Here is a 19175-nt window from a genome sequence, read left to right on the forward strand (position 1 = left end):
ATTATTAATGTTTTCTAATGTAAACAGGCATGCGCAGAGTGCTTATCGCATGCCTGTTCATGGCGGATGGACTGCGGGGTCAGTTGGCGGCGGGGATTTTCTTCTTCAGCAGGCCAAGCAGCAGCGCGGTGGCGATGGTGCCGGCCAGCAGCGCCGCGAGGTAGCTGCCCAGGTGTTGCACCGCGTTGGGAATGGGCAGCACGAACACGCCGCCGTGCGGCACTTTCAGCGCTACACCCATGCCCATCGAGATGGCGCCGGCGAGCGCCGAGCCGGCCATCAGCGCCGGGATCACCGGCAGCGGATCGCGCGCGGCGAAGGGGATTGCCCCCTCGCTGATGAAGGCCAGGCCCAGCACACCGGCGGCCTTGCCGGCCTCGTATTCGTCCGGGGTGAAGCGGTCGCGGAACAGTCGGGTGGCCAGGGCCAGCCCTAGCGGCGGCGTCATGCCGGCCGCCATCACCGCCGCCATCGGCGTGTATACCTGGCTGGCGATCAGGCCGGTGGCGAAGGCGTAGGCCGCCTTGTTGACCGGGCCGCCCATGTCGAAGGCCATCATCGCGCCCAGCAGGGCGCCCAGAGCCAGCGCGCTGCTGCCCTGCATGCCTTGCAGCGCCTGGGTGAGGGCCGCCAGCAGCGCAGCCACCGGCGCGCCCACCACGTAGATCATCAGCAGGCCGGTCAGCAAGGAACCCAGCACCGGCAGGATCAGCACCGGCTTGAGGCCGTCCAGATGCTGGCCCAGGCGGATATGCCGGTTCAGCCAGCGCGTGCCGTAGCCGGCGATGAAGCCGGCGGCGATGCCGCCGAGAAAGCCGGCCCCCAGGCTGGCGGCCAGCATGCCGCCCACCATGCCGGGGGCGATGCCGGGGCGGTCGGCGACGGAGTAGGAAATGTAGCCGGCCAGTATCGGCACCATCAGCGCGAACGCCGATTTGGCGCCGATCTGGAACAGCGACCAGGCCAGCGTGCCCTTGTGGGCGTCGTCGAAGGCATAGATGCCGCCCAGCGCGAAGGCCAGCGCGATCAGGATGCCGCCGGCGGTGACGAAGGGCAGCATGAAGGATACGCCGGTCATCAGGTGCTTGTAGGGGCCGTCCTGCGTTTTTTGAGCCGGTTCGGCCCGCGCGTCCGCCGCGCCGGCCGGCTGGCAAGGCGAGGCTTCGGCGATGGCGCGGCGCAGCAGCGCCTGGCCGTCGCCTATCGCCGCCTTGGTGCCGCTCTGGAACAGCCGCTTGCCGCGGAAGCGCTCCAGCGCCACCTGGGTGTCGGCGGCGATCACCACCAGGTCGGCGTCGCGGATCTCGCCCGGGCTGAGTGCGTCCTGCGCGCCGACCGAGCCCTGGGTTTCCACGCGGATGGCGTGGCCCAGCGCCTTGGCCGCCTGCAGCAGTCCTTCCGCCGCCATGAAGGTGTGGGCGATGCCGGTGGGACAGCCGGTGATGGCGACGATGCGCAGCGGGCGCTCGGCGGCGGCCGCCGGCTGCAGCTGGGCTGCCGGGTCGGCCAGCACCGCGTCCAGCGTGGCGCGGCGGCCGGGGCGTTGTCCGAGGCGGGCGTCGTCGGCCTCGCCCACCAGCAGGATGTGCCCGGCGGCGGCCAGTTGGCCGGCGCTGAGCGCCGGCTGGCCGTCTATTTCTATGTCTATCTGCAGGCCCTGCTGCCTGGCGGCCTGGCGCAGCGCCTCGGCGGCCAGCAGCGCCTGGGTGCTGCGCTCGCCGGCGCGGATGATGGCGACGATGCTCATGAATATCCCCTGTCTGGAAAGGTAGGCGCCGGTTTCAGGCCGCGGCCAGGGTTTGCAGGCGGACTTCGCCCGCCAGCCGGCGTATCAGTTGCGGCTCCGGCAGATGCGGGCCGACGCATTGCAGCTTGGCGGCGGCGAAGGCCACCGCCAGCCTGAGGCTGTCGTCGCCGCTCAAGCGTTGTTGGCGGGCGGCCATCAGCCCCGCCACCAGCGCGTCGCCGGCGCCGACGGTGCTCAGCGGCCGTTGCGGCGGCAGGCTGGCCAGCCGCGCGCCGTCGCTGTCCGCCAGCAATGCGCCTTGCTCGCCCAGCGACACCACCACGCGGGCAATGCCTTGCCGCTGCAGGTCCTGGGCGCAATGCGCGATCTCCGTCAGCGTGGCCAGCGGACGGCCCGCCCATTGCTCAAGCTCCTCGCGGTTGGGCTTGACGCAGTCCGGCAGCGCCGCCGGCGGATTGGCCAGCGCGGCGGCCAGCGCCGGGCCGCTGCTGTCCAGCAATACCCAGGCGCCCTGCCGTTTCAGCTGGCTGCACAGGCGGGCCAGGCTGTCCGGCGGCAGGCCGGGCGGCAGGCTGCCGGCCAGCGCCACGCAGTCGCTAGCGCCGAGGCCGGCCAGGCTGGCGGCCAGCGCCCGCAGGTCGGTTTCCGCGGCCTGCAGGCCGGGTAGGTTGATGTCGGTGGTGAGGCCGGATTTGAGATCGGCCAGCTTGATGTTGACCCGGTTGTCGCCGGGCAGCCGCAGCATGCGGTCGGGAAGGCGCTTGGCGGCGAACAGCTGCTCGAAGGGGCGGCTGTTGGCTTGTCCCAGCAGGCCGTGGACGGTGGCGGGGTGGCCCCAGTCGGCCAGGCAGCTGGCCACGTTGACGCCCTTGCCGCCGGCGTTGAGCTGGGCGGCGCGCGCCAGGTTGACGCCGCCCGCGCGCAACTCGTCCAGCGTGACGGTCTGGTCCAGCGCCGGATTCAGCGTCACGGTGTGGAGGGCGGCGTTCATGCGAGCACCTCCAGCAACTGGCGCACTTCCTCGGCGCTGTCGCAGGCCAGCGCCTGTTCGGCCAGGCCCTGCAGCCGCGCGTAGTCGTGGCGACGCAGCATGGCCTTCACCGCGGCGATGTCGCGCGGGCTCATCGACAGCTCGTCCACTCCCAGGCCGGCTAGGATGGCGGCGCCCAGCGGGTCGCCGGCGATGCCGCCGCATACTCCGACCCAGCGCCGGTGCTCCGCCGCGCCGCGCACGGTGTGGCGGATCAGCCGCAGCACCGCCGGGTGCAGGCTGTCGGCTTCGGCGGCCAGTTCCGGGTGCTGGCGGTCTATAGCCAGCGCGTATTGGGTGAGGTCGTTGGTGCCGATGGAGAAAAAGTCGACATAGGGCGCTAGCTGGTCGGCCAGCAGCGCCGCCGCCGGCACTTCCACCATGATGCCTATCGGCACCGTCGGGGCGTCCAGCTCCTTGCGTATGCCTTCGCACCAGCCCTTGAGCCGGGTGATCTCCTTCAGCGAACTGATCATCGGGAACATGATGGACAGCGGCTTGCCGCTGTTGGCGGCGCGGTACAGCGCGCGCAGCTGCGGCTCCAGCAGTTCGCGGCGGCGCAGCAAGAGCCGGGCGCCGCGCATGCCCAGGAAGGGATTGTCCTCGCGCGGCAGCTTGAGATAGGGCACCTGCTTGTCGCCGCCGATGTCCAGCGCGCGCACGATCAGCGGCCGGCCCTGCAGCGCCTGCTGCATCGCCAGATAAGTCCGATGCTGCTCGTCCTCGTCCGGCGCGGTTTCGCGCTCCAGGAACAGGAATTCGGTGCGCATCAGGCCCACGCCTTCGGCGCCGCCCTCCAGCGCGCCGGCCACCTGTTCCGGCCGGTTGAGGTTGGCGGCGATCTCGATGCGGCGGCCGTCGGCGGTCTGGCCGGGCTCCTGGCGCTCGTTTTGCTGCCGCAGCCGCTCTTCGTTCTGCCGCTGCTGCCAGCCGCGGGCGGAGGCGAGGTCCTGCTCGCTTGGGTCCAGGTACAACCGGCCGCTGTCGCCGTCCAGAATGGCCGGGCTGCCGTCGGCCACGTCGAGCAGCGCGTTACCCGCAGCCACCAGCGCCGGCAGGCCCAGCGTGCGAGCCAGGATGGCGGTGTGCGAGGTGGGGCCGCCGTGGGCGGTGGCCAGGCCCTTGATGCGGGCGGGGTCCAGGCTGGCGGTGTCGGACGGCGCCAGGTCGGCGGCCAGCAGGATGGTGTCGGCGCCGAATTCTGCCGGCGCGCGGCTTTGCAATGAGGGGTCCAGCTGGAACAGCACGCGCCGGCCGGCGTCGCGCAGGTCGGCGGCGCGCGCCGCCAAGAGCGGGTTGCCCAGCGCGGAGAGCTTTTCCGCCAGACGCTCCACCGCCTGGTGCCACGACCATTCCACGCCGTGGCCGGCCACCATCAGCTGGCAGCTGAGGGTGATCAGGTCGGTGTCGTTCAATAGCTCGGCCTGGGCGCGGAAGATGTCGGCTTCGGCGGCGCCCAGCGCGGCCTGGGTGGCGTCTGCCAGCTGCGACAATTGGCGGCGGGTGGCGGCCAGCGCCTCGTGCAGGCGGTCGCCGCCTTCGGTCAGGCTGACGGGACGGTCGGCCACATTCAGCTGCGCCGCCGCCAGGATGCGCACGGTGCCGATGGCGAGGCCCGGGCTGGCGCTGATGCCCGGCAGCGACACCGCCCGGCCCGATGGTTGCCAGAGCGCGCGCTTGCGCTGGCCGGCCGCGCGTTGCGCCGCGATGGCGGCGGCGGTCTGCTCGGCCAGGCTGGCTTCGCGCATCGCCTGCAGCAGTTGCCTCAGCCCTTCGGCAGCCTGCGGGCCGCGCGCCGACACCGTGAGCAGCGCGCCCTGGCGCAGGGCCAGCTGCAGCAGGGAGATCAGGTTCTTGGCGTCGGCGGCCAGGTTGCCGTGGCGCACCTGCAATTGCGCCGGACTGCGGCGCGCCGCCTCCACCCACAGGGCGGCGGGACGGGCGTGCAGACCGTTGGGGTAATCCAGCCGCCATTCCTCGCAGAGGTCCAGGTCGTGCGCTTCGGCGTCCGGCGGCAGCGCTTCGGCTGGCTGGGCCAGCGCGGCGATCAGCTCGCCGGGATCGGCGGTGGAGAGCAGCGGCAGCAGCCGGGCTTCGTCCTGCAGCAGCCGGGTCAGCTGGCGCAGCATCACCAGGTGGTCGTCGGAACGGGCGGCGATGGCGCACAAGAGATGGGTGCGCTGGCCCGGGTTCCATTCCAGTCCATCCGGTATTTGCAGGATGGCGATGCCGGTGCGCAGCACTTGCGCCCGGTCTTCCGCCATGCCGTGCGGAATGGCGATGCCGTTGCCCAGATAGGTGTTGGCCACCGCCTCGCGCCGCAGCAGGCTGGCTATGTAGTCCGGCGCGATGCAGCCGGCGGCGGCAAGCAGCGCGCCGGCCTCGCGGATGGCGGCCTCCTTGTCGGCGGGCCGGCAGCCCAGGCGTATCAGTTGGGGAGTGAGCAGGGCGTCGGACACGGCGTACCTCGTCGGTGAGATCGTATGCTGGCGATTGAAAACGATTACATTTTCTCTGTCAATCCATCGCGGGCAATAAAGTATTGATATTGCATCGCAGCGAAGGGCTGGCCACTATTTTGCGCTTGCTCCTGTGATTGACTGAATGCAACATGGCGCAAATAAACTGAAAACGATTTCAACATGACAACCAGCATCAAGGATGTCGCGCGACTGGCAGGCGTATCGGTGGCCACGGTTTCCCGCGTTTTGGGCAACGGTCCGGTCAGCCCGGAGCTGCGGGCCAGGGTGGAGGCGGCCATCGCCGGCAGCGGCTATCGGCCCAATCTGTCGGCGCGCCGGCTGCGTTCGCAGTCCAGCCGTACCGTGGGATTGATCGTGTCCGATATCTGCAACCCGTTTTTCACCGCGGTGAGCCGGGAGGTGGAGGACGTCGCCTATCGCGAGGGCATGCGGGTGATCCTGTGCAATACCGACGAAAATCCGGACAAGGAGGCGATATATCTTAGGCTGATGCAGGAGGAGCGGGTGAGCGGGGTGATCTTCGCCGCCACGCGCGAAACCGCGGCGCGGCTGGACGTGTCGGCGCTGGGTTTTCCCGTGGTGATGATAGACCGCGCCGGTCCCGCCAGCGCCTGCGACGCGGTGCTGCTGGACAATGCCGCCGCCGCCGCCCAACTGGTGGAGCATCTGCTGGCGCAGGGCTATCGGAGCATCGGGGGCTTGTTCGGCAATACCAGCAGCACCGGCGCCGAGCGCCACGCCGGCTTTGTCGCGGCGCTGAGCCAGGCCGGCTTGCCGGTGGAGGCGCGCTTTGTCGCGCCCAGCGCGGCGGCGGCGGAGCGGGAGGTGGCCAACTGGCTGCGGCAGCCGGATGCGCCGCGCGCCTTGATCGCCAGCAATGGGCTGCTGCTGCTGGGCGCGGTGAAGGCGGTGCGGGGCGCCGGCGTGGTGGTGCCGGAGCAACTGGCGCTGGCCGGTTTCGACAACGACAGCTGGACCGAGTTGACCGAACCCGGTATGACGGTGGTGGAGCAGCCGGTGGCGGAGATCGGCCAGGCGGCGATGGGCATGCTGCTGGAACGCTTGCGGCAGCCGGAGCGGCCGGTGCGCAAGGTGGTGCTGGCCGGCCGACTGGTGCCGCGTGGCTCCAGCCGGCGCGCCGGTTCAGCGTAAGGGGCCGATCAGCCGCGTCAGGGTGTCGTCTTTCAGCAAGCGGTGATGCCAGACTGCGGCTGCGGCATGCAGGATGCTCAGCCACAACAGCACATTGCCCAGCAGCTCGTGGACATCCTTCAGTTGCTTGCCCAGCGCGGGGGCGGGGGACAGCAGCGCGGGCAGGGTCAGGCCGAAGAAAGACACTTCGCGGCCATTGGCTTGGATGAAGGCGATGCCGAGGATGGGTAGCGCCAGCATCAGCCCGTATAGCGCCCAGTGGCCGGCATGGGCCAGCAGCGCGGCGGCGCGGCCCGGGCGCGGAGTGATGGCCGGCGGCGGATTGCCCAGCCGCCAGCCCAAGCGCGGCAGCGCAAGCAGCAGCACAATCAAGCCGGCCTGGATGTGGGCGTAGCTCAGGCCGCCGCGCACGGCGCTGCCCTTGGGAAAGTTGCCTTTGATTTCGATGAAGACTAGCGCGGCTATCACCGCCAGCGCGCACAGCCAGTGCAGCGCGCGGGCGATTCGTCCGTAGCTTTGCGAGGAATTGCGCAGCATTTCGGCTCCCGGTCGTGAGTTTGCGAATGTTCAAGCTTAGCCGGGATAATTTAAGGGCGTCTTAATTCAAGGCAAAGCTTGTGACGTATTGTTGGCTTCCGCCGGCGGCAGAGCCCGCCGTATCACGCCGACCTTATCCGCCGGCCGCCATCCTTCCGGCTTCAACACCTTGCCGTCGGCGCGGCGCAGCACCTTGCCGTCGACGCATTTGCGCAGGTTGGCGTCGTGTATCGCCTGGCACATCGCCTCCAGCGGCAGGCCTTGCGACAGCAGCAGTCCGCAAACCACATTGAGCACGTCCACCGCTTCGGCGGTCAGTTCGGCTCGGTTGTGCAATTGCTGTTCCGGGCTTTGCTCCGGCAGGGTCTGGTAGTCGGCCAGCGCCTGGCGGAGTTCGGCCCACTCCTCGTCCAGCATGGTTTGCCACATGGCGAGCTGCTCGGAGCGGAATTCCGGCGCGTCGGGGGAGGGGATGTCGAAGCGCCGCATGAAATCGCGGCGCATCTGGAATAGATCGCTCATCGAAAGGCTCCACTTTATGTATATATATTGTGTAGCCTATCGATTGGGCGGGAAAGATATTGTGATTATTGCCGCAGCGAGGCCAGCGCCTGGAAGTAGTCGGGGAAGGTCTTTGCCACGCACTTGGGGTCGTTGATGGTCAGCGGCGCGCCCAGCAGCGAAACCAGCGAGAAGCACATCGCCATGCGGTGGTCGTCGTAGGTGTCGATTTCGGCGTTGGGCGTCAGCGCGGCCGGCGGGGTGACGCGGATGTAGTCGGCGCCTTCCTCCACGATGGCGCCCACCTTGCGCAGCTCGGTCGCCATCGCCGACAGGCGGTCGGTCTCCTTCACCCGCCAGCTGGCGATGTTGCGCAGCGTGGTGGTGCCTTCGGCGCCCAGCGCCAGCACCGCCAGCGTCATCGCCGCGTCCGGGATGTGGTTGCAGTCCAGGTCCAGCGCCTTGAGCTTTCCCTGCATGCTGGATTCTATCCAGTTGGCGCCGCGGCGGATGGACACCCCCATCAGCTCCAGCGCCTCGGCGAAGCGCACGTCGCCCTGGATGCTGGCCTCGCCCACGCCCTCCACCCGCACCGGGCCGCCTGCCAGCGCGCCGGCCGCCAGGAAGTACGAGGCGCTGGAGGCGTCGCCCTCGACGAAGACCTCGCCCGGCGAGATATAGTGCTGGCCGCCGGGAATGACGAAGCGCTGCCAACCCTGGCGCTCCACCTGGATGCCGAACTGCGCCATCAGGTTGAGGGTGATTTCGATATAGGGCTTGGAGATCAGTTCGCCCACCACTTCGATTTCGGTCTGGCCACCGGTGAGCGGCAGCGCCATCAGCAAGGCGGTGAGGAACTGGCTGGAGACGTTGCCCTTCACCTGTATGGGGCGGGCGCAATGCACGTCGGCCGGCGCGATGGCCAGCGGCGGGAAGCCGGGCTGGCCCAGGTATTCGATGTGGGCGCCGGCGGCGCTGAGTGCGTCGACGAGGTCGCCGATCGGGCGTTCGTGCATCCGCGGCACGCCGGATAGCTGGTAGTTGCCGCCCATCACCGCCAGCGCCGCGGTGAGCGGGCGGAAGGCGGTGCCGGCATTGCCGAGGAACAGCTCGGCGCTCTTCACCGGGAAGCTGCCGTCCGCGCCGTGCACGCGGAAGTCGCGGCTGTCGCCCCGCTGCTCTATCTTCACACCCAGCAGTTTCAGCGCGCCCAGCATGTGGCGGATGTCGTCCGAGTCCAGCAGATCCCGCACCAGCGTGCTGCCGCCTGACAGCGCGGCTAGCAGCAGGGTGCGGTTGGAAATGCTTTTGGAGCCGGGGAGCTTGATGGTGCCGCCAAGGCGGGAGTGGGGGGGCAGATGCAGTTGTTCCATATTGACTGGGCGTGCTTTATCTCGGGTGCGTATAGCGGGTTGGACGGAGCAGAGCGGACACTGTACCCGCCGCAGCGGCCTGCTTGCAATCGTCGGCGGGCCGCATTCCGTCAACAGCCTGCGGTCTGCTTGCGCTACAATCCCCGGTTTGACCGGCTTTTCCCGGCTGTGGCCGGAGGGCCGGTGGCATCAGATTTGCAACAGGATCAGACTTTCATGACAGTTCCGGTGATTACCATCGACGGCCCCTCCGCTTCGGGCAAGGGGACGGTGGCGGCCCTGGTGGCTTCGCGCCTTGATTTCCATTACCTGGATTCCGGCTCCCTGTACCGGCTGCTGGCCCTGCATGGGCGCCGCCATAGCATCGCCTGGGATGACGAGTCGAAGCTGGCGGAGGCCGCCGCCAATCTGCCGGTGGAGTTTTCCGATGGCGCGGTGTGGCTGGAAGGCAACGATGCCAGCCTGGATATCCGCGCCGAAGAGATCGGCATCGGCGCGTCCAAGGTGGGCGCGCTGCCTGCGGTCCGCGCCGCGCTATTGCAGCGCCAGCGCGATTTTCGCCTGGCGCCGGGGCTGGTGACCGATGGCCGCGACATGGGTTCGGTGGTGTTTACGGACGCCGCTTTGAAGATATTCCTGACCGCCAGCGCCGAAGAGCGCGCGCGGCGCCGCTATAAGCAGTTGATCGGCAAGGGGGAATCTGCTAACCTCCCCACAATTATGCAGGACATTATCGATCGGGACGCGCGGGATGCCGCCCGGCCGGTAGCGCCGCTGCGACAGGAGCCGGACGCCTTTTTGCTCGATACCACGGAGCTGACCATTGACCAGGCGGTCGACAAGGTCCTCGGATGGTTTGGGGAAAGACAGGTTTCCGGCCATTGATTTTTTTACGGCCGTTTCTTTTGCTGCATTGCGGCGGCGGTCGCGTGTTCAACCCTAACCCCGCACGCCGCAAGGTGTGCAACCGAGAGTACGCTTGATGACTACCCTCTCCATGGAAAACTTCGCCCAGCTGTTTGAAGAAAGCCTTACCCTGCACGATATGCGCGTGGGCGAAGTGATCACTGCCGAAGTTGTGGCGGTTGATTCCAACTTTGTAACCGTGAACGCAGGCCTCAAGTCCGAGTCCCTGATTCCGGCTGAAGAATTCAAGAACGACCAGGGCGTCGTTGAAGTTGCAATCGGCGACTTCGTGACCGTGGCAATCGACGCGCTGGAAAACGGCTTCGGCGAAACCAAGCTGTCCCGCGAAAAAGCCAAGCGCATGGCTGCCTGGGTTGAGCTGGAAGAAGCTCTGGAAGCCGGCACCATCCTGTCCGGCCTGATCAGCGGCAAGGTCAAGGGCGGCCTGACCGTCATGGTCAACGGCATCCGCGCCTTCCTGCCGGGCTCCCTGGTTGACGTGCGTCCGGTGAAAGACACCACCCCGTACGAAAACAAGCAGATCGAGTTCAAGGTTATCAAGCTGGATCGCAAGCGCAACAACGTCGTGGTTTCCCGTCGCTCGGTACTGGAAGAAACCCTGGGCGAAGAGCGCAAGGCACTGCTGGAAACCCTGAAAGAGGGCGCTGTCATCAAGGGTATCGTCAAGAACATCACCGACTACGGTGCGTTCGTCGACCTGGGCGGCATCGATGGCCTGCTGCACATCACCGACCTGGCATGGCGCCGCGTGAAGCACCCGTCCGAAGTTCTGGCGGTTGGCGATGAAGTCGAAGCCAAGGTGCTGAAGTTCGACCAAGAGAAGAACCGAGTATCGCTGGGTCTGAAGCAACTGGGCGAAGATCCTTGGGTGGGCCTGTCCCGCCGCTACCCGTCCGGCACCCGCCTGTTCGGCAAGGTGACCAACCTGACCGACTACGGCGCGTTCGTTGAAATCGAACAAGGCATCGAAGGCCTGGTGCACGTGTCCGAAATGGACTGGACCAACAAGAACGTACACCCGTCCAAGGTGGTTCAGGTTGGCGACGAAGTGGAAGTGATGATCCTGGAAATCGACGAAGACCGTCGTCGTATCTCCCTGGGCATGAAGCAATGCCTGGCCAACCCGTGGAACGAGTTTGCCGACAACTTCCACAAGGGCGACAAGCTGAAGGGCGCGATCAAGTCCATCACCGACTTCGGCGTGTTCGTTGGCCTGCCGGGCGGCATCGACGGCCTGGTTCACCTGTCCGACCTGTCTTGGAACGAAGCTGGCGAAGAGGCCGTGCGCAAGTTCAAGAAGGGTGACGAGGTTGAAGCAGTCGTTCTGTCCATCGACGTGGAAAAAGAGCGCATCTCCCTGGGCATCAAGCAGCTCGAAGGCGATCCGTTCAACAACTTCGTTGCCATGAACGACAAGGGCGCGCTGGTCAAGGGCACTGTCAAGTCCGTTGACGCCAAGGGTGCCGTTATCGCTCTGGATATCGACGTTGAAGGCTACCTGCGCGCCTCCGAGCTGTCCCGCGACCGCGTGGAAGACGCTCGCTCCATCCTGAAGGATGGCGAAGAAGTGGAAGCCGTGATCGTTGCCGTTGACCGCAAGTCGCGCAATATCAGCCTGTCGATCAAGGCCAAGGACGCTCAGGAAGAGAATGCCGCAATGAAGAACCTGTCGACCGTTGACAGCGCTTCCGCCGGCACCACCAACCTGGGTGCCCTGCTGAAGGCAAAACTGTCCGGTTCCAACGAGTAATTGCGTCATGACCAAATCTGAGCTGATCGCGCGGCTGTCCGAGAGACTCGCCGAGCGCAATTCTCAGTTGGTCTACAAAGATGCTGAGTTGGCCGTCAAAACCATTCTGGACGCGATGGCCAACAACCTGTCTCAGGGAAGCCGGATCGAGATCCGCGGCTTCGGTAGCTTCGACCTGAACTACCGTCCGCCGCGTGTCGGCCGCAACCCGAAGTCAGGCACCAGTGTCTCGGTTCCTGAGAAATACGTGCCTCATTTCAAGGCTGGCAAGGAGCTGCGCGAGCGCGTGGATCTGTCCCTGTTGGAGCAGACCCAGGCCTGATAGCAGTTGTTTGACGCCTGTCGTGCCGAAAGCGCCGCATTATGCGGCGCTTTTTTCGTATTCAATGGCCGCCGCGGCTTGGGTTGTGGCTGGCTATCGTTTAAAATTGCACTCCGGCAAACCCATCGAGCGAACCCATGCGATATTTGTTGCGTATCGTCGAACTGGCCCTGCTGCTGCTGCTGGTCGCCGTGACCGTGCAGAACAGCCATGCAGTCGAATTCAAATTATTCTTCGGCCAGTCCTGGTCGGCGCCGCTGATCGTCTTCTTGCTGCTGTTTTTCGTGGCTGGCGCGGTGGTCGGCCTGCTGGCGACCTTCAGCTTCTACCTGAGGACCCGCCGCGAGCTGTCGCAGTTGAAAAAAGAGCTGCGCAACCGTCCGCCCGCCAGCAAGGTTGTCAGCGATCCCAGCGACGCCATCGCCGATTGATGGCCGTCTAGCCTGCCGGCCGCCCTTGGCGGCCCGGATTCTATTGTCCCGAAAGGATTGCTGTTGGAACTCGATTTGTGGTGGCTGCTGTTGTTTCCAGCCTTCTTTGGTCTGGGCTGGTTCGCGGCCCGGGTGGACATGCGTACCGTGCTCAAGCAGGCCAAGTCGGTGCCGATCTCGTATTTTCGTGGCCTCGACGCGCTGGTAGACGACAAGACCGACGTCGCGGCGCAGGCTTTGGCCGAGGTGGCGCGCCAGCAGGGCGCGGCGCTGGAATTGCAGCATGTGCTGGGCAAGCTGTACCGCAAGCGCGGCGAGAACGACCGCGCCATCCGCCTGCATCAGCAGATGCTGGATTCGTCCGATCTGCCGGGCGAGCAGCGCGATTTGGTGCGCAACGAACTGGCGCAGGATTTTCGCAAGGCGGGCTTGGTGGACCGGGCCGAGGAGATTCTGCTGAAGCTGCTGTCGGGCAATATGGCGCTGGCGGCGCGGCGGCAGCTGCTGGACATCTACCAGCAGGACCGCGACTGGGTAAAAGCGATCGAAACCGCCAGGGAGCTGCGCAGCGACGCCCATTCCTTCCAGCATGAAGTGGCGCAGTTTTACTGCGAACTGGCGCAGGGCGAGCTGTACAAGTCCAATTACAGCCAAGCGCGCCAGTACGTGGCCGAGGCCATCGCCGCCAACCGCAAATGCGTGCGCGCCAGCCTGATCCTGGGCGACATCGAGTTCGCCGAGGGCGATGTCGAAGCGGCGATGGCGGCTTGGCAGGGCATAGAGAAGCAGAACTTCGAATACCTGTCGATGGCCGCCGAGCGGCTGTTCGACGCCTATGAAAAGCAGGGCAAGCCGTCGGAGGGGATTGCCCTGCTGCGCGGCTATCAGCGCACCTTCCCGCAACTGGAGCTTACCGATCTGCTGTACCAGAAGATCGCCACCTACGACGGCGAGGCCCGCGCGCTGGAGGGCGTGCGCGAGGCGGTGCATGCGCGCCCCAGCTTGTCCGGCGTGTACCGGATGATAGAGGCGCAGATGGACGAGTTGTCGCCGGAGGGGCGGATGGATGCCGAAGTGGCGCGCGCGCTGATCCTCAAGCATTCGCAGCGTTTGAGCGTGCATCGCTGCAAATGCTGCAACTTCCGTTCCCGCGCCTTCTTCTGGCATTGTCCGGCCTGCGGCGAATGGGAGAGCTTCACCGCCAACCGTTCGGAAGCCTGACGCGGTTGTGAATTTTGCGCCGCCGGCGGGGCCGGCGGCGCTTCATGCATACTTATAAATAGAATGATGGAGCATCCATGAATCCTCTGATTGCAGCAGCCGAGGCCCGATCCCCCTCGCCGGTGGTGGTGGCGCTTGACTTCGCCGACGCCGCCGGCGCGCTGGCCTTCGCCAGCCGGCTGGACCCGGCCGAGTGCCGGCTCAAGGTGGGCAAGGAGCTGTTCACCTCCAGCGGGCGCGACCTGGTGGAAGCGCTGGCCGCGCGCGGCTTTCAGGTTTTTCTCGATATGAAATTCCATGACATCCCCAATACCGTTGCCCACGCCTGCAAGGCTGCGGCCGAAGCCGGGGTGTGGATGGTGAATGTGCACGCCAGCGGCGGCCGCCGCATGATGGAGGCCGCGCGTGAAGCATTGGCCGGTTACAGCCAGCGTCCGTTGTTGATCGCGGTGACGGTGCTGACCAGCATGGAGGCCGCAGACTTGGCTGAAGTGGGCATCGCGGCTTCGCCCGAGCAGCATGTGCTGCGCCTGGCCACGCTGACCCGCGATTGCGGCCTGGACGGCGTGGTGTGCTCGGCGCAGGAGGCCGCCATGCTCAAGCAGACGCTGGGCAAGGACTTCAAGCTGGTGACGCCGGGCATCCGGCTGGCCGACAGCGCCGGCGACGACCAGCGCCGGGTGATGACGCCGACCGCCGCGCTGGCCGCCGGTTCCGATTTCCTGGTGATAGGCCGGCCGATCACCCGCGCCGCGGATCCGCTGGCGACGCTGCGCGCTATCAATCGCGACATCGCAATTTCTCAGGCTAAGCAATCATGAAAGTAACAGTGATTGGTTCGGGCTATGTCGGCCTGGTGACCGGCACCTGCCTGGCTGAAACCGGCTACCACGTTTGCTGCCTGGACGTGGATCCGCGCAAGATCGAAATCCTGCAACAGGGCGGCATCCCCATTTTCGAGCCGGGCCTGGAAGACATGGTGCGCCGCAATGTAGCGGCCGGCCGCCTGAGTTTCACCACCGATGTGGCCGCCTCGGTCGCCTTCGGCGACATTCAGTTCATCGCGGTGGGCACCCCGCCGGATGAGGACGGCTCCGCCGATCTGCAATACGTGCTGGCCGCCGCGCGCAATATCGCCCGCCATATGACCGGCTACCGCGTGGTGGTGGACAAATCCACCGTGCCGGTGGGCACCGCCGACAAGGTGCGGGCGGCGATGGCGGAGGAGTTGGCCGCCCGCGGCGCGGACATCGAATACAGCGTGGTGTCCAATCCCGAATTCCTGAAGGAAGGCGCGGCGATCGACGACTTCATGCGCCCGGACCGGGTAGTGATAGGCGTCGACGACGAGCGCGCCGCCGAGATCATGCGCCGCCTGTACAAGCCGTTCCAGCGCAACCACGAACGGGTGCTGCTGATGGACGTGCGCTCGGCCGAACTGACCAAATATGCCGCCAACGCCATGCTGGCCACCCGGATTTCCTTCATGAACGAGCTGGCCAATCTGGCCGAGACCATGGGCGCGGATATCGAACAGGTACGGCTGGGCATGGGGTCCGACCCGCGCATCGGCTACCATTTCCTCTATCCCGGCGTCGGCTACGGCGGCTCCTGCTTCCCCAAGGACGTCAAGGCGCTGGTGCAGACCGGCAAGGAGCACGGCCACACGTTGCGCGTGCTGAGCGCGGTGGAAGAGGCCAACGACATTCAGAAGCTGCGGCTGGTGGACAAGGTGGTGAGCCGTTTCGGCAGCGATCTGTCCGGTCGCTGCTTCGCATTGTGGGGGCTGGCGTTCAAGCCCAATACCGACGACATGCGCGAGGCTCCCAGCCGGGTGATCGTGGACGAACTGAGCCGCCGCGGCGCCGAAGTGGTGGCTTTCGATCCGGTGGCCACTCATGAGGCCAGTCGCGTGATGGGAGGCAATGCCCGCCTGCGCTTCGCCGACGACATGATGAAGGCGTTGGAAGGCGCCGACGCGCTGCTGATCGTCACGGAATGGAAAATGTTCCGCGCGCCCGACTTTGACGCGATCAAGCGGAGCCTGAAGCGGCCATTGATCTTCGACGGCCGCAATATGTACGACCCGGCATGGCTGCGCGAACAGGGCTTCGATTACCTGGCCATTGGCCGATAAGGGACAGAGCTATGGGTTTGATGCAGGAACTGAAGCTGGACGCCGCCAAGCTGGCGGAGAGCCTGGCGGCGGCCCGGGTGTTGGTGGTGGGGGATGTGATGCTGGACCGTTACTGGTTCGGCGACGTGTCCCGCATTTCTCCGGAGGCGCCGGTGCCGGTGGCCAGGATCGGCCGCAGCGAAGAGCGCGCCGGCGGGGCCGCCAATGTGGCGCGCAACATCGCTGGCCTGGGCGGCAAGGCCACCATCCTGTCGGTGGTGGGCGACGACGAGGCGGCCGATGTGCTGGAGCAACTGCTGCTGGACGATGGCATCGCCACCTCGTTCAAGCGCGACGCGAATATCGCCACCACCGTCAAGCTGCGGGTGGTGGCGCGGCAGCAGCAATTGATCCGGCTGGATTTCGAGGACGCTCCCAGTCACGAGATTCTGGCGGACAAGCTGCAGGAATTTTCCGCCATCGTCGCCCGTCATGATGTGGTGATCCTGTCCGACTACGGCAAGGGCGGCCTGACCCATGTAGCGGAAATGATCCGGCTGGCGTGCGAGGCGGGCAAGCCGGTGCTGATCGACCCCAAGGGCGACGACTACAGCAAGTACGCCGGCGCCACGCTGCTGACCCCGAACCGCAGCGAGTTCCGTCAGGTGGCGGGCTCCTGGTCCAGCGAGGAGGCGTTGGTGCGCAAGGCCGAGGCCCTGCGCGAAGAATTGAGCCTGGAGGCCTTGCTGGTTACCCGCAGCGAAGAGGGCATGACGCTGTTCCGCGCCGATGGCGCGCTGCATCAGCCTACTTTCGCGCGCGAGGTGTACGACGTGTCGGGCGCCGGCGATACCGTGATCGGCACCTTGGGCCTGGCGTTGGCCGCCGGCCAGAGCATGCCGGTGGCGATGAGCCTGGCCAATGCCGCCGCCGGCGTGGTGGTGGGCAAGCTGGGCACCGCGGTCTGCTCGCAGCAGGAGTTGTTCGCGCTTTGACATCCCCGGCATCCGGCCGGACCCGTTCGTGAGGACAGTGCAGATGGCGCAGTTGACCCCGGCGCAAGTGGAAGCCGTGCTGACGTTCTGGTTCGGCGGCGCCGACGATTCCAGCCTGGCCGCGGCGCGCGAGTCGTGGTTCCGCCGCGACGACGCCTTCGACGCCGACATCCGCCAGCGCTTCCTGCCGCTGTGGCGGCGGCTTGCCGACGGCGCATTGCAAATGGGCGCGGGAGACGCCCGAGCGGCGTTGGCCTGGCTGATCGTCGCCGACCAGTTTCCGCGCAATCTGTTCCGCGGCGACCCGCGGGCGTTCTCCACCGACGCCCAGGCCAGGGCGGGCGCGCGGCAGGCGCTGGAGCAAGGTCTGGACCAGGCTTTGCCGGCGGTGGCGCGGCTATTCGTCTATCTGCCGTTCGAGCACAGCGAAGACCTTGCCGACCAGCAGCGTTCGCTGCAGCTGTTCCTGGCGCTGGATGACGCGGCGCCGGGCAGCAATTATCTGGATTATGCGCGGCGCCATCATCGGGTCATCGCCGAGTTTGGCCGTTTTCCGCACCGCAATGCCGTATTGGGCAGGGGGAGCAGCGCCGCCGAGCTGGCTTACCTCGCCACGCCGGGAGCGGGGTTCTGAATTTGACACTTGCCGGGCATCGAGCCCTGGCTGACACAAGGACAAGCACATGACTATCGTTGTTACCGGCGCGGCCGGCTTCATTGGCTCCAATCTGGTCAAGGGGTTGAACCAGCGCGGCATCACCGACATCATCGCGGTGGACAATCTGAGCAACGCCGACAAGTTCCACAATCTGGTGGACTGCGAGATTTCGCACTATCTGGACAAGCACGAATTCCTGCACTTGCTGCTGGACGGCGAGTACGAGGGCGAACTGGCCGCCATCCTGCACCAGGGCGCCTGCTCGGATACCATGAATCACGACGGCAAGTACATGATGGACAACAACTATCAGTACACGCTGGCCTTGTTCGACTACTGTCAGCACGAGGAAATCCAGTTCTTGTACGCCTCCAGTGCGGCCACCTACGGCAAGGGCACGGTGTTCAAGGAGGAGCGCCAGCACGAGGGGCCGTTGAATGTCTACGGCTATTCCAAGTTCCAGTTCGACCAGGTGCTGCGCCAGCGCATCAAGGAAGGCCTGGCCTCGCAGGCGGTGGGTTTCCGCTACTTCAACGTCTACGGTCCGCGGGAGCAGCACAAGGGGCGGATGGCGTCGGTGGCCTTCCACCATTTCAACCAGTACCGCGAGCACGGCAAGGTCAAGCTGTTCGGCGGCTGGGACGGCTGGGGCGACGGTATGCAGAGCCGCGACTTCGTGTCGGTGGAGGACGTGGTCAAGGTCAATCTGCACTTCCTCGACAATCCGGGCAAGAGCGGCATCTACAATCTGGGCAGCGGCCGTTCGCAGCCCTTCAACGACGTGGCTGAAGCCACCGTCAACGCCTGCCGCCGCCATGAGGGCAAGCCGGCGCTGACGCTGGACGAGATGGTGCAGCAGGGCATCGTCGAGTACATCGCCTTCCCGGACGCGCTCAAGGGCAAGTATCAGAGCTTCACCCAGGCCGACATCGCCAAGCTGCGCGAGGCCGGCTACGCCGCGCCGATGCTGTCGGTGAGCGAGGGCGTGGACCGCTATGTGGATTGGCTGATCCGCCGCTAAGCCGCGGAGCGGGGCGCAACAGGCCGCGTTGTCTTCGGATGGCGCGGCCTTATTGTTTTCAGCGTTCTGGGCTGCCCTGCGCCAGCCGCATCCGCGCGCGCTCGTCGCGCTCGGTCTGCTGCTGTTGGCTCTGTAGCGTGCCGGCGACAAAGTCCAGATGGCGCTCCGCCGCCAGTTGCGCCTCGGACGGCTTGCGTTCGCGTATCGCTCGCCAGATGGCCAGGTGCTGGTCGCGCAAGGCTTCCGCCACCTCGCCCACCGCGAAGAGATTGGCGATATTGTCCTTCACATGGCGGTGCAGCATCGAGAGCAGGCTGCCGGACAGGTGGGCGAACAGCACATTGTGCGAAGCTTCCGCCACTGCCTGGTGAAACTCGACGTCGGCCCGGGCCTGTTCGGTCAGATCGCCGCCGCTGTAGGCCTGCTGCAACTTGTCCACGCAACGCTGCAGCCGCTCAAGGTCCGCCGGGGTGGCACGGCTGGCGGCGCAGCGCGCCACCGTGCCCTCCAGCACGCGGCGGAACTCCAGCAGATCGCCGCGCAGTTCCTCATGTTGGTGCAGCAGCTTTTCCCACGGGTCGGACCAAGCGGTTTCCAGCCTGTCCGTCACCCAGGTGCCGCCGCCCTGGCGGCTGGACAGCAGGCCGCGCGACGCCAGTTGCTGGATCGCTTCGCGCAGCGACGGCCGCGACACGCCGAACTCCTCGGCCAGTTGCCGCTCCGGCGGCAGCCGGTCGCCGGGCTTGAGCACGCCGTCGAGAATGCGTTTTTCCAATTGCCGGACGATGACGTCGGACAGCTTGGGCAGGGTGACTTTAGGGTAGTTCATGCTTGTCGGGGCGCGCTCGGGCGGAGTATTGGTCTGACCAGATGCGGGCAGCTTATCACAAGGGTTGGCAGGGGTGGCATGC

The 19175-nt window shown here is 66.3% G+C and carries 18 protein-coding genes; 11 read left to right on the top strand and 7 right to left on the bottom strand.

The genetic code is table 11. From position 1 onward, the window contains the following. Window positions 1-79: 79 nt before the first annotated feature. Genes BI347_RS17140 through ptsP form a run of 3 tightly spaced genes read right to left on the bottom strand, consistent with a single transcriptional unit; the run spans window position 80 to window position 5236 of the window. Complete coding sequence (locus tag BI347_RS17140) at window positions 80-1747, bottom strand: PTS fructose transporter subunit IIC (protein WP_071116557.1); 1668 nt, start codon at window positions 1745-1747, stop codon at window positions 80-82. Between the two features lie 34 nt (window positions 1748-1781). After that, window positions 1782-2738, bottom strand: coding sequence for a 1-phosphofructokinase (gene pfkB, locus BI347_RS17145; protein WP_071116558.1), 957 nt, complete (start codon window positions 2736-2738; stop codon window positions 1782-1784). After that, the gene (gene ptsP / locus BI347_RS17150) at window positions 2735-5236 is read right to left on the bottom strand and encodes a phosphoenolpyruvate--protein phosphotransferase (protein ID WP_071116559.1); all 2502 of its coding nucleotides are present in this window, start codon (window positions 5234-5236) and stop codon (window positions 2735-2737) included. Before ptsP ends, pfkB begins: the two co-directional genes overlap by 4 nt. Before the next feature lie 183 nt (window positions 5237-5419). Between ptsP and BI347_RS17155 the strand changes: the two genes are divergently transcribed. Continuing rightward, window positions 5420-6412: a LacI family DNA-binding transcriptional regulator gene (locus BI347_RS17155; RefSeq protein ID WP_071116560.1), complete on the top strand. Its 993-nt coding sequence runs from the start codon at window positions 5420-5422 to the stop codon at window positions 6410-6412. Here BI347_RS17155 and BI347_RS17160 read toward each other — a convergent pair. The 3 genes from BI347_RS17160 to aroA all read right to left on the bottom strand — a co-directional run bounded on the left by BI347_RS17160 (window position 6404) and on the right by aroA (window position 8823). Next, window positions 6404-6949: a cytochrome b gene (locus BI347_RS17160; RefSeq protein ID WP_071112157.1), complete on the bottom strand. Its 546-nt coding sequence runs from the start codon at window positions 6947-6949 to the stop codon at window positions 6404-6406. The genes BI347_RS17155 and BI347_RS17160 overlap by 9 nt on opposite strands. 66 nt (window positions 6950-7015) lie before the next feature. After that, window positions 7016-7471 carry a pyrophosphohydrolase domain-containing protein gene (locus BI347_RS17165; RefSeq protein ID WP_071112156.1) on the bottom strand — a complete coding sequence of 152 codons (456 nt, stop codon included), beginning with the start codon at window positions 7469-7471 and terminating at the stop codon, window positions 7016-7018. A gap of 65 nt (window positions 7472-7536) precedes the next feature. After that, the gene (gene aroA, locus BI347_RS17170; protein ID WP_071116561.1) at window positions 7537-8823 is read right to left on the bottom strand and encodes a 3-phosphoshikimate 1-carboxyvinyltransferase; all 1287 of its coding nucleotides are present in this window, start codon (window positions 8821-8823) and stop codon (window positions 7537-7539) included. A 216-nt stretch (window positions 8824-9039) separates the two neighbouring features. Between aroA and cmk the strand changes: the two genes are divergently transcribed. From cmk to rfaD, 10 genes are all read left to right on the top strand, one after another. Further along, window positions 9040-9708, top strand: coding sequence for a (d)CMP kinase (cmk, locus tag BI347_RS17175; protein ID WP_071112154.1), 669 nt, complete (start codon window positions 9040-9042; stop codon window positions 9706-9708). 97 nt (window positions 9709-9805) lie between these two features. Next, window positions 9806-11500, top strand: a complete 1695-nt coding sequence (rpsA, locus tag BI347_RS17180; protein WP_095210789.1) for a 30S ribosomal protein S1 — start codon at window positions 9806-9808, stop codon at window positions 11498-11500. A 7-nt stretch (window positions 11501-11507) separates the two neighbouring features. Continuing rightward, on the top strand, window positions 11508-11822 hold the full coding sequence (locus tag BI347_RS17185) for an integration host factor subunit beta (RefSeq protein WP_071112152.1): 315 nt from the start codon (window positions 11508-11510) through the stop codon (window positions 11820-11822). 137 nt (window positions 11823-11959) lie between these two features. Beyond that, window positions 11960-12253 carry a LapA family protein gene (locus tag BI347_RS17190; protein ID WP_071112151.1) on the top strand — a complete coding sequence of 98 codons (294 nt, stop codon included), beginning with the start codon at window positions 11960-11962 and terminating at the stop codon, window positions 12251-12253. Between the two features lie 63 nt (window positions 12254-12316). Continuing rightward, window positions 12317-13474 carry a lipopolysaccharide assembly protein LapB gene (gene lapB / locus BI347_RS17195; RefSeq protein WP_071112150.1) on the top strand — a complete coding sequence of 386 codons (1158 nt, stop codon included), beginning with the start codon at window positions 12317-12319 and terminating at the stop codon, window positions 13472-13474. 77 nt (window positions 13475-13551) lie between these two features. Beyond that, window positions 13552-14295: an orotidine-5'-phosphate decarboxylase gene (pyrF, locus tag BI347_RS17200; protein ID WP_071116562.1), complete on the top strand. Its 744-nt coding sequence runs from the start codon at window positions 13552-13554 to the stop codon at window positions 14293-14295. Beyond that, a complete protein-coding gene (locus BI347_RS17205) occupies window positions 14292-15611 on the top strand; it encodes a UDP-glucose dehydrogenase family protein (protein WP_071116563.1) in 1320 nt (439 codons plus the stop codon). Before pyrF ends, BI347_RS17205 begins: the two co-directional genes overlap by 4 nt. Before the next feature lie 11 nt (window positions 15612-15622). Next, the gene (rfaE1, locus tag BI347_RS17210) at window positions 15623-16585 is read left to right on the top strand and encodes a D-glycero-beta-D-manno-heptose-7-phosphate kinase (RefSeq protein ID WP_071112147.1); all 963 of its coding nucleotides are present in this window, start codon (window positions 15623-15625) and stop codon (window positions 16583-16585) included. 43 nt (window positions 16586-16628) lie between these two features. Beyond that, window positions 16629-17219: a DUF924 family protein gene (locus tag BI347_RS17215; RefSeq protein WP_071116564.1), complete on the top strand. Its 591-nt coding sequence runs from the start codon at window positions 16629-16631 to the stop codon at window positions 17217-17219. 49 nt (window positions 17220-17268) lie between these two features. Further along, window positions 17269-18264 (top strand): ADP-glyceromanno-heptose 6-epimerase, encoded by a 996-nt coding sequence (rfaD, locus tag BI347_RS17220; RefSeq protein WP_071116565.1) that lies wholly within the window; start codon window positions 17269-17271, stop codon window positions 18262-18264. A gap of 58 nt (window positions 18265-18322) precedes the next feature. Here the strand turns inward: rfaD and BI347_RS17225 are convergent, their stop codons facing one another. Then, a complete protein-coding gene (locus BI347_RS17225) occupies window positions 18323-19093 on the bottom strand; it encodes an FCD domain-containing protein (RefSeq protein WP_071112144.1) in 771 nt (256 codons plus the stop codon). Window positions 19094-19175 lie beyond the last annotated feature (82 nt).

It is taken from the genome of Chromobacterium sphagni, from assembly GCF_001855575.1.
GTDB classification, from domain to species: Bacteria; Pseudomonadota; Gammaproteobacteria; order Burkholderiales; family Chromobacteriaceae; genus Chromobacterium; species Chromobacterium sphagni.

Bases quoted from the DNA above. Each gene is read 5' to 3' on its own strand.
- BI347_RS17140 (WP_071116557.1), bottom strand. From the start codon at position 1,747: ATGAGCATCGTCGCCATCATCCGCGCCGGCGAGCGCAGCACCCAGGCG.
- pfkB (WP_071116558.1), bottom strand. From the start codon at position 2,738: ATGAACGCCGCCCTCCACACCGTGACGCTGAATCCGGCGCTGGACCAG.
- BI347_RS17155 (WP_071116560.1), top strand. From the start codon at position 5,420: ATGACAACCAGCATCAAGGATGTCGCGCGACTGGCAGGCGTATCGGTG.
- BI347_RS17160 (WP_071112157.1), bottom strand. From the start codon at position 6,949: ATGCTGCGCAATTCCTCGCAAAGCTACGGACGAATCGCCCGCGCGCTG.
- BI347_RS17165 (WP_071112156.1), bottom strand. From the start codon at position 7,471: ATGAGCGATCTATTCCAGATGCGCCGCGATTTCATGCGGCGCTTCGAC.
- aroA (WP_071116561.1), bottom strand. From the start codon at position 8,823: ATGGAACAACTGCATCTGCCCCCCCACTCCCGCCTTGGCGGCACCATC.
- cmk (WP_071112154.1), top strand. From the start codon at position 9,040: ATGACAGTTCCGGTGATTACCATCGACGGCCCCTCCGCTTCGGGCAAG.
- rpsA (WP_095210789.1), top strand. From the start codon at position 9,806: ATGACTACCCTCTCCATGGAAAACTTCGCCCAGCTGTTTGAAGAAAGC.
- BI347_RS17185 (WP_071112152.1), top strand. From the start codon at position 11,508: ATGACCAAATCTGAGCTGATCGCGCGGCTGTCCGAGAGACTCGCCGAG.
- BI347_RS17190 (WP_071112151.1), top strand. From the start codon at position 11,960: ATGCGATATTTGTTGCGTATCGTCGAACTGGCCCTGCTGCTGCTGCTG.
- pyrF (WP_071116562.1), top strand. From the start codon at position 13,552: ATGAATCCTCTGATTGCAGCAGCCGAGGCCCGATCCCCCTCGCCGGTG.
- BI347_RS17205 (WP_071116563.1), top strand. From the start codon at position 14,292: ATGAAAGTAACAGTGATTGGTTCGGGCTATGTCGGCCTGGTGACCGGC.
- rfaE1 (WP_071112147.1), top strand. From the start codon at position 15,623: ATGGGTTTGATGCAGGAACTGAAGCTGGACGCCGCCAAGCTGGCGGAG.
- BI347_RS17215 (WP_071116564.1), top strand. From the start codon at position 16,629: ATGGCGCAGTTGACCCCGGCGCAAGTGGAAGCCGTGCTGACGTTCTGG.
- rfaD (WP_071116565.1), top strand. From the start codon at position 17,269: ATGACTATCGTTGTTACCGGCGCGGCCGGCTTCATTGGCTCCAATCTG.
- BI347_RS17225 (WP_071112144.1), bottom strand. From the start codon at position 19,093: ATGAACTACCCTAAAGTCACCCTGCCCAAGCTGTCCGACGTCATCGTC.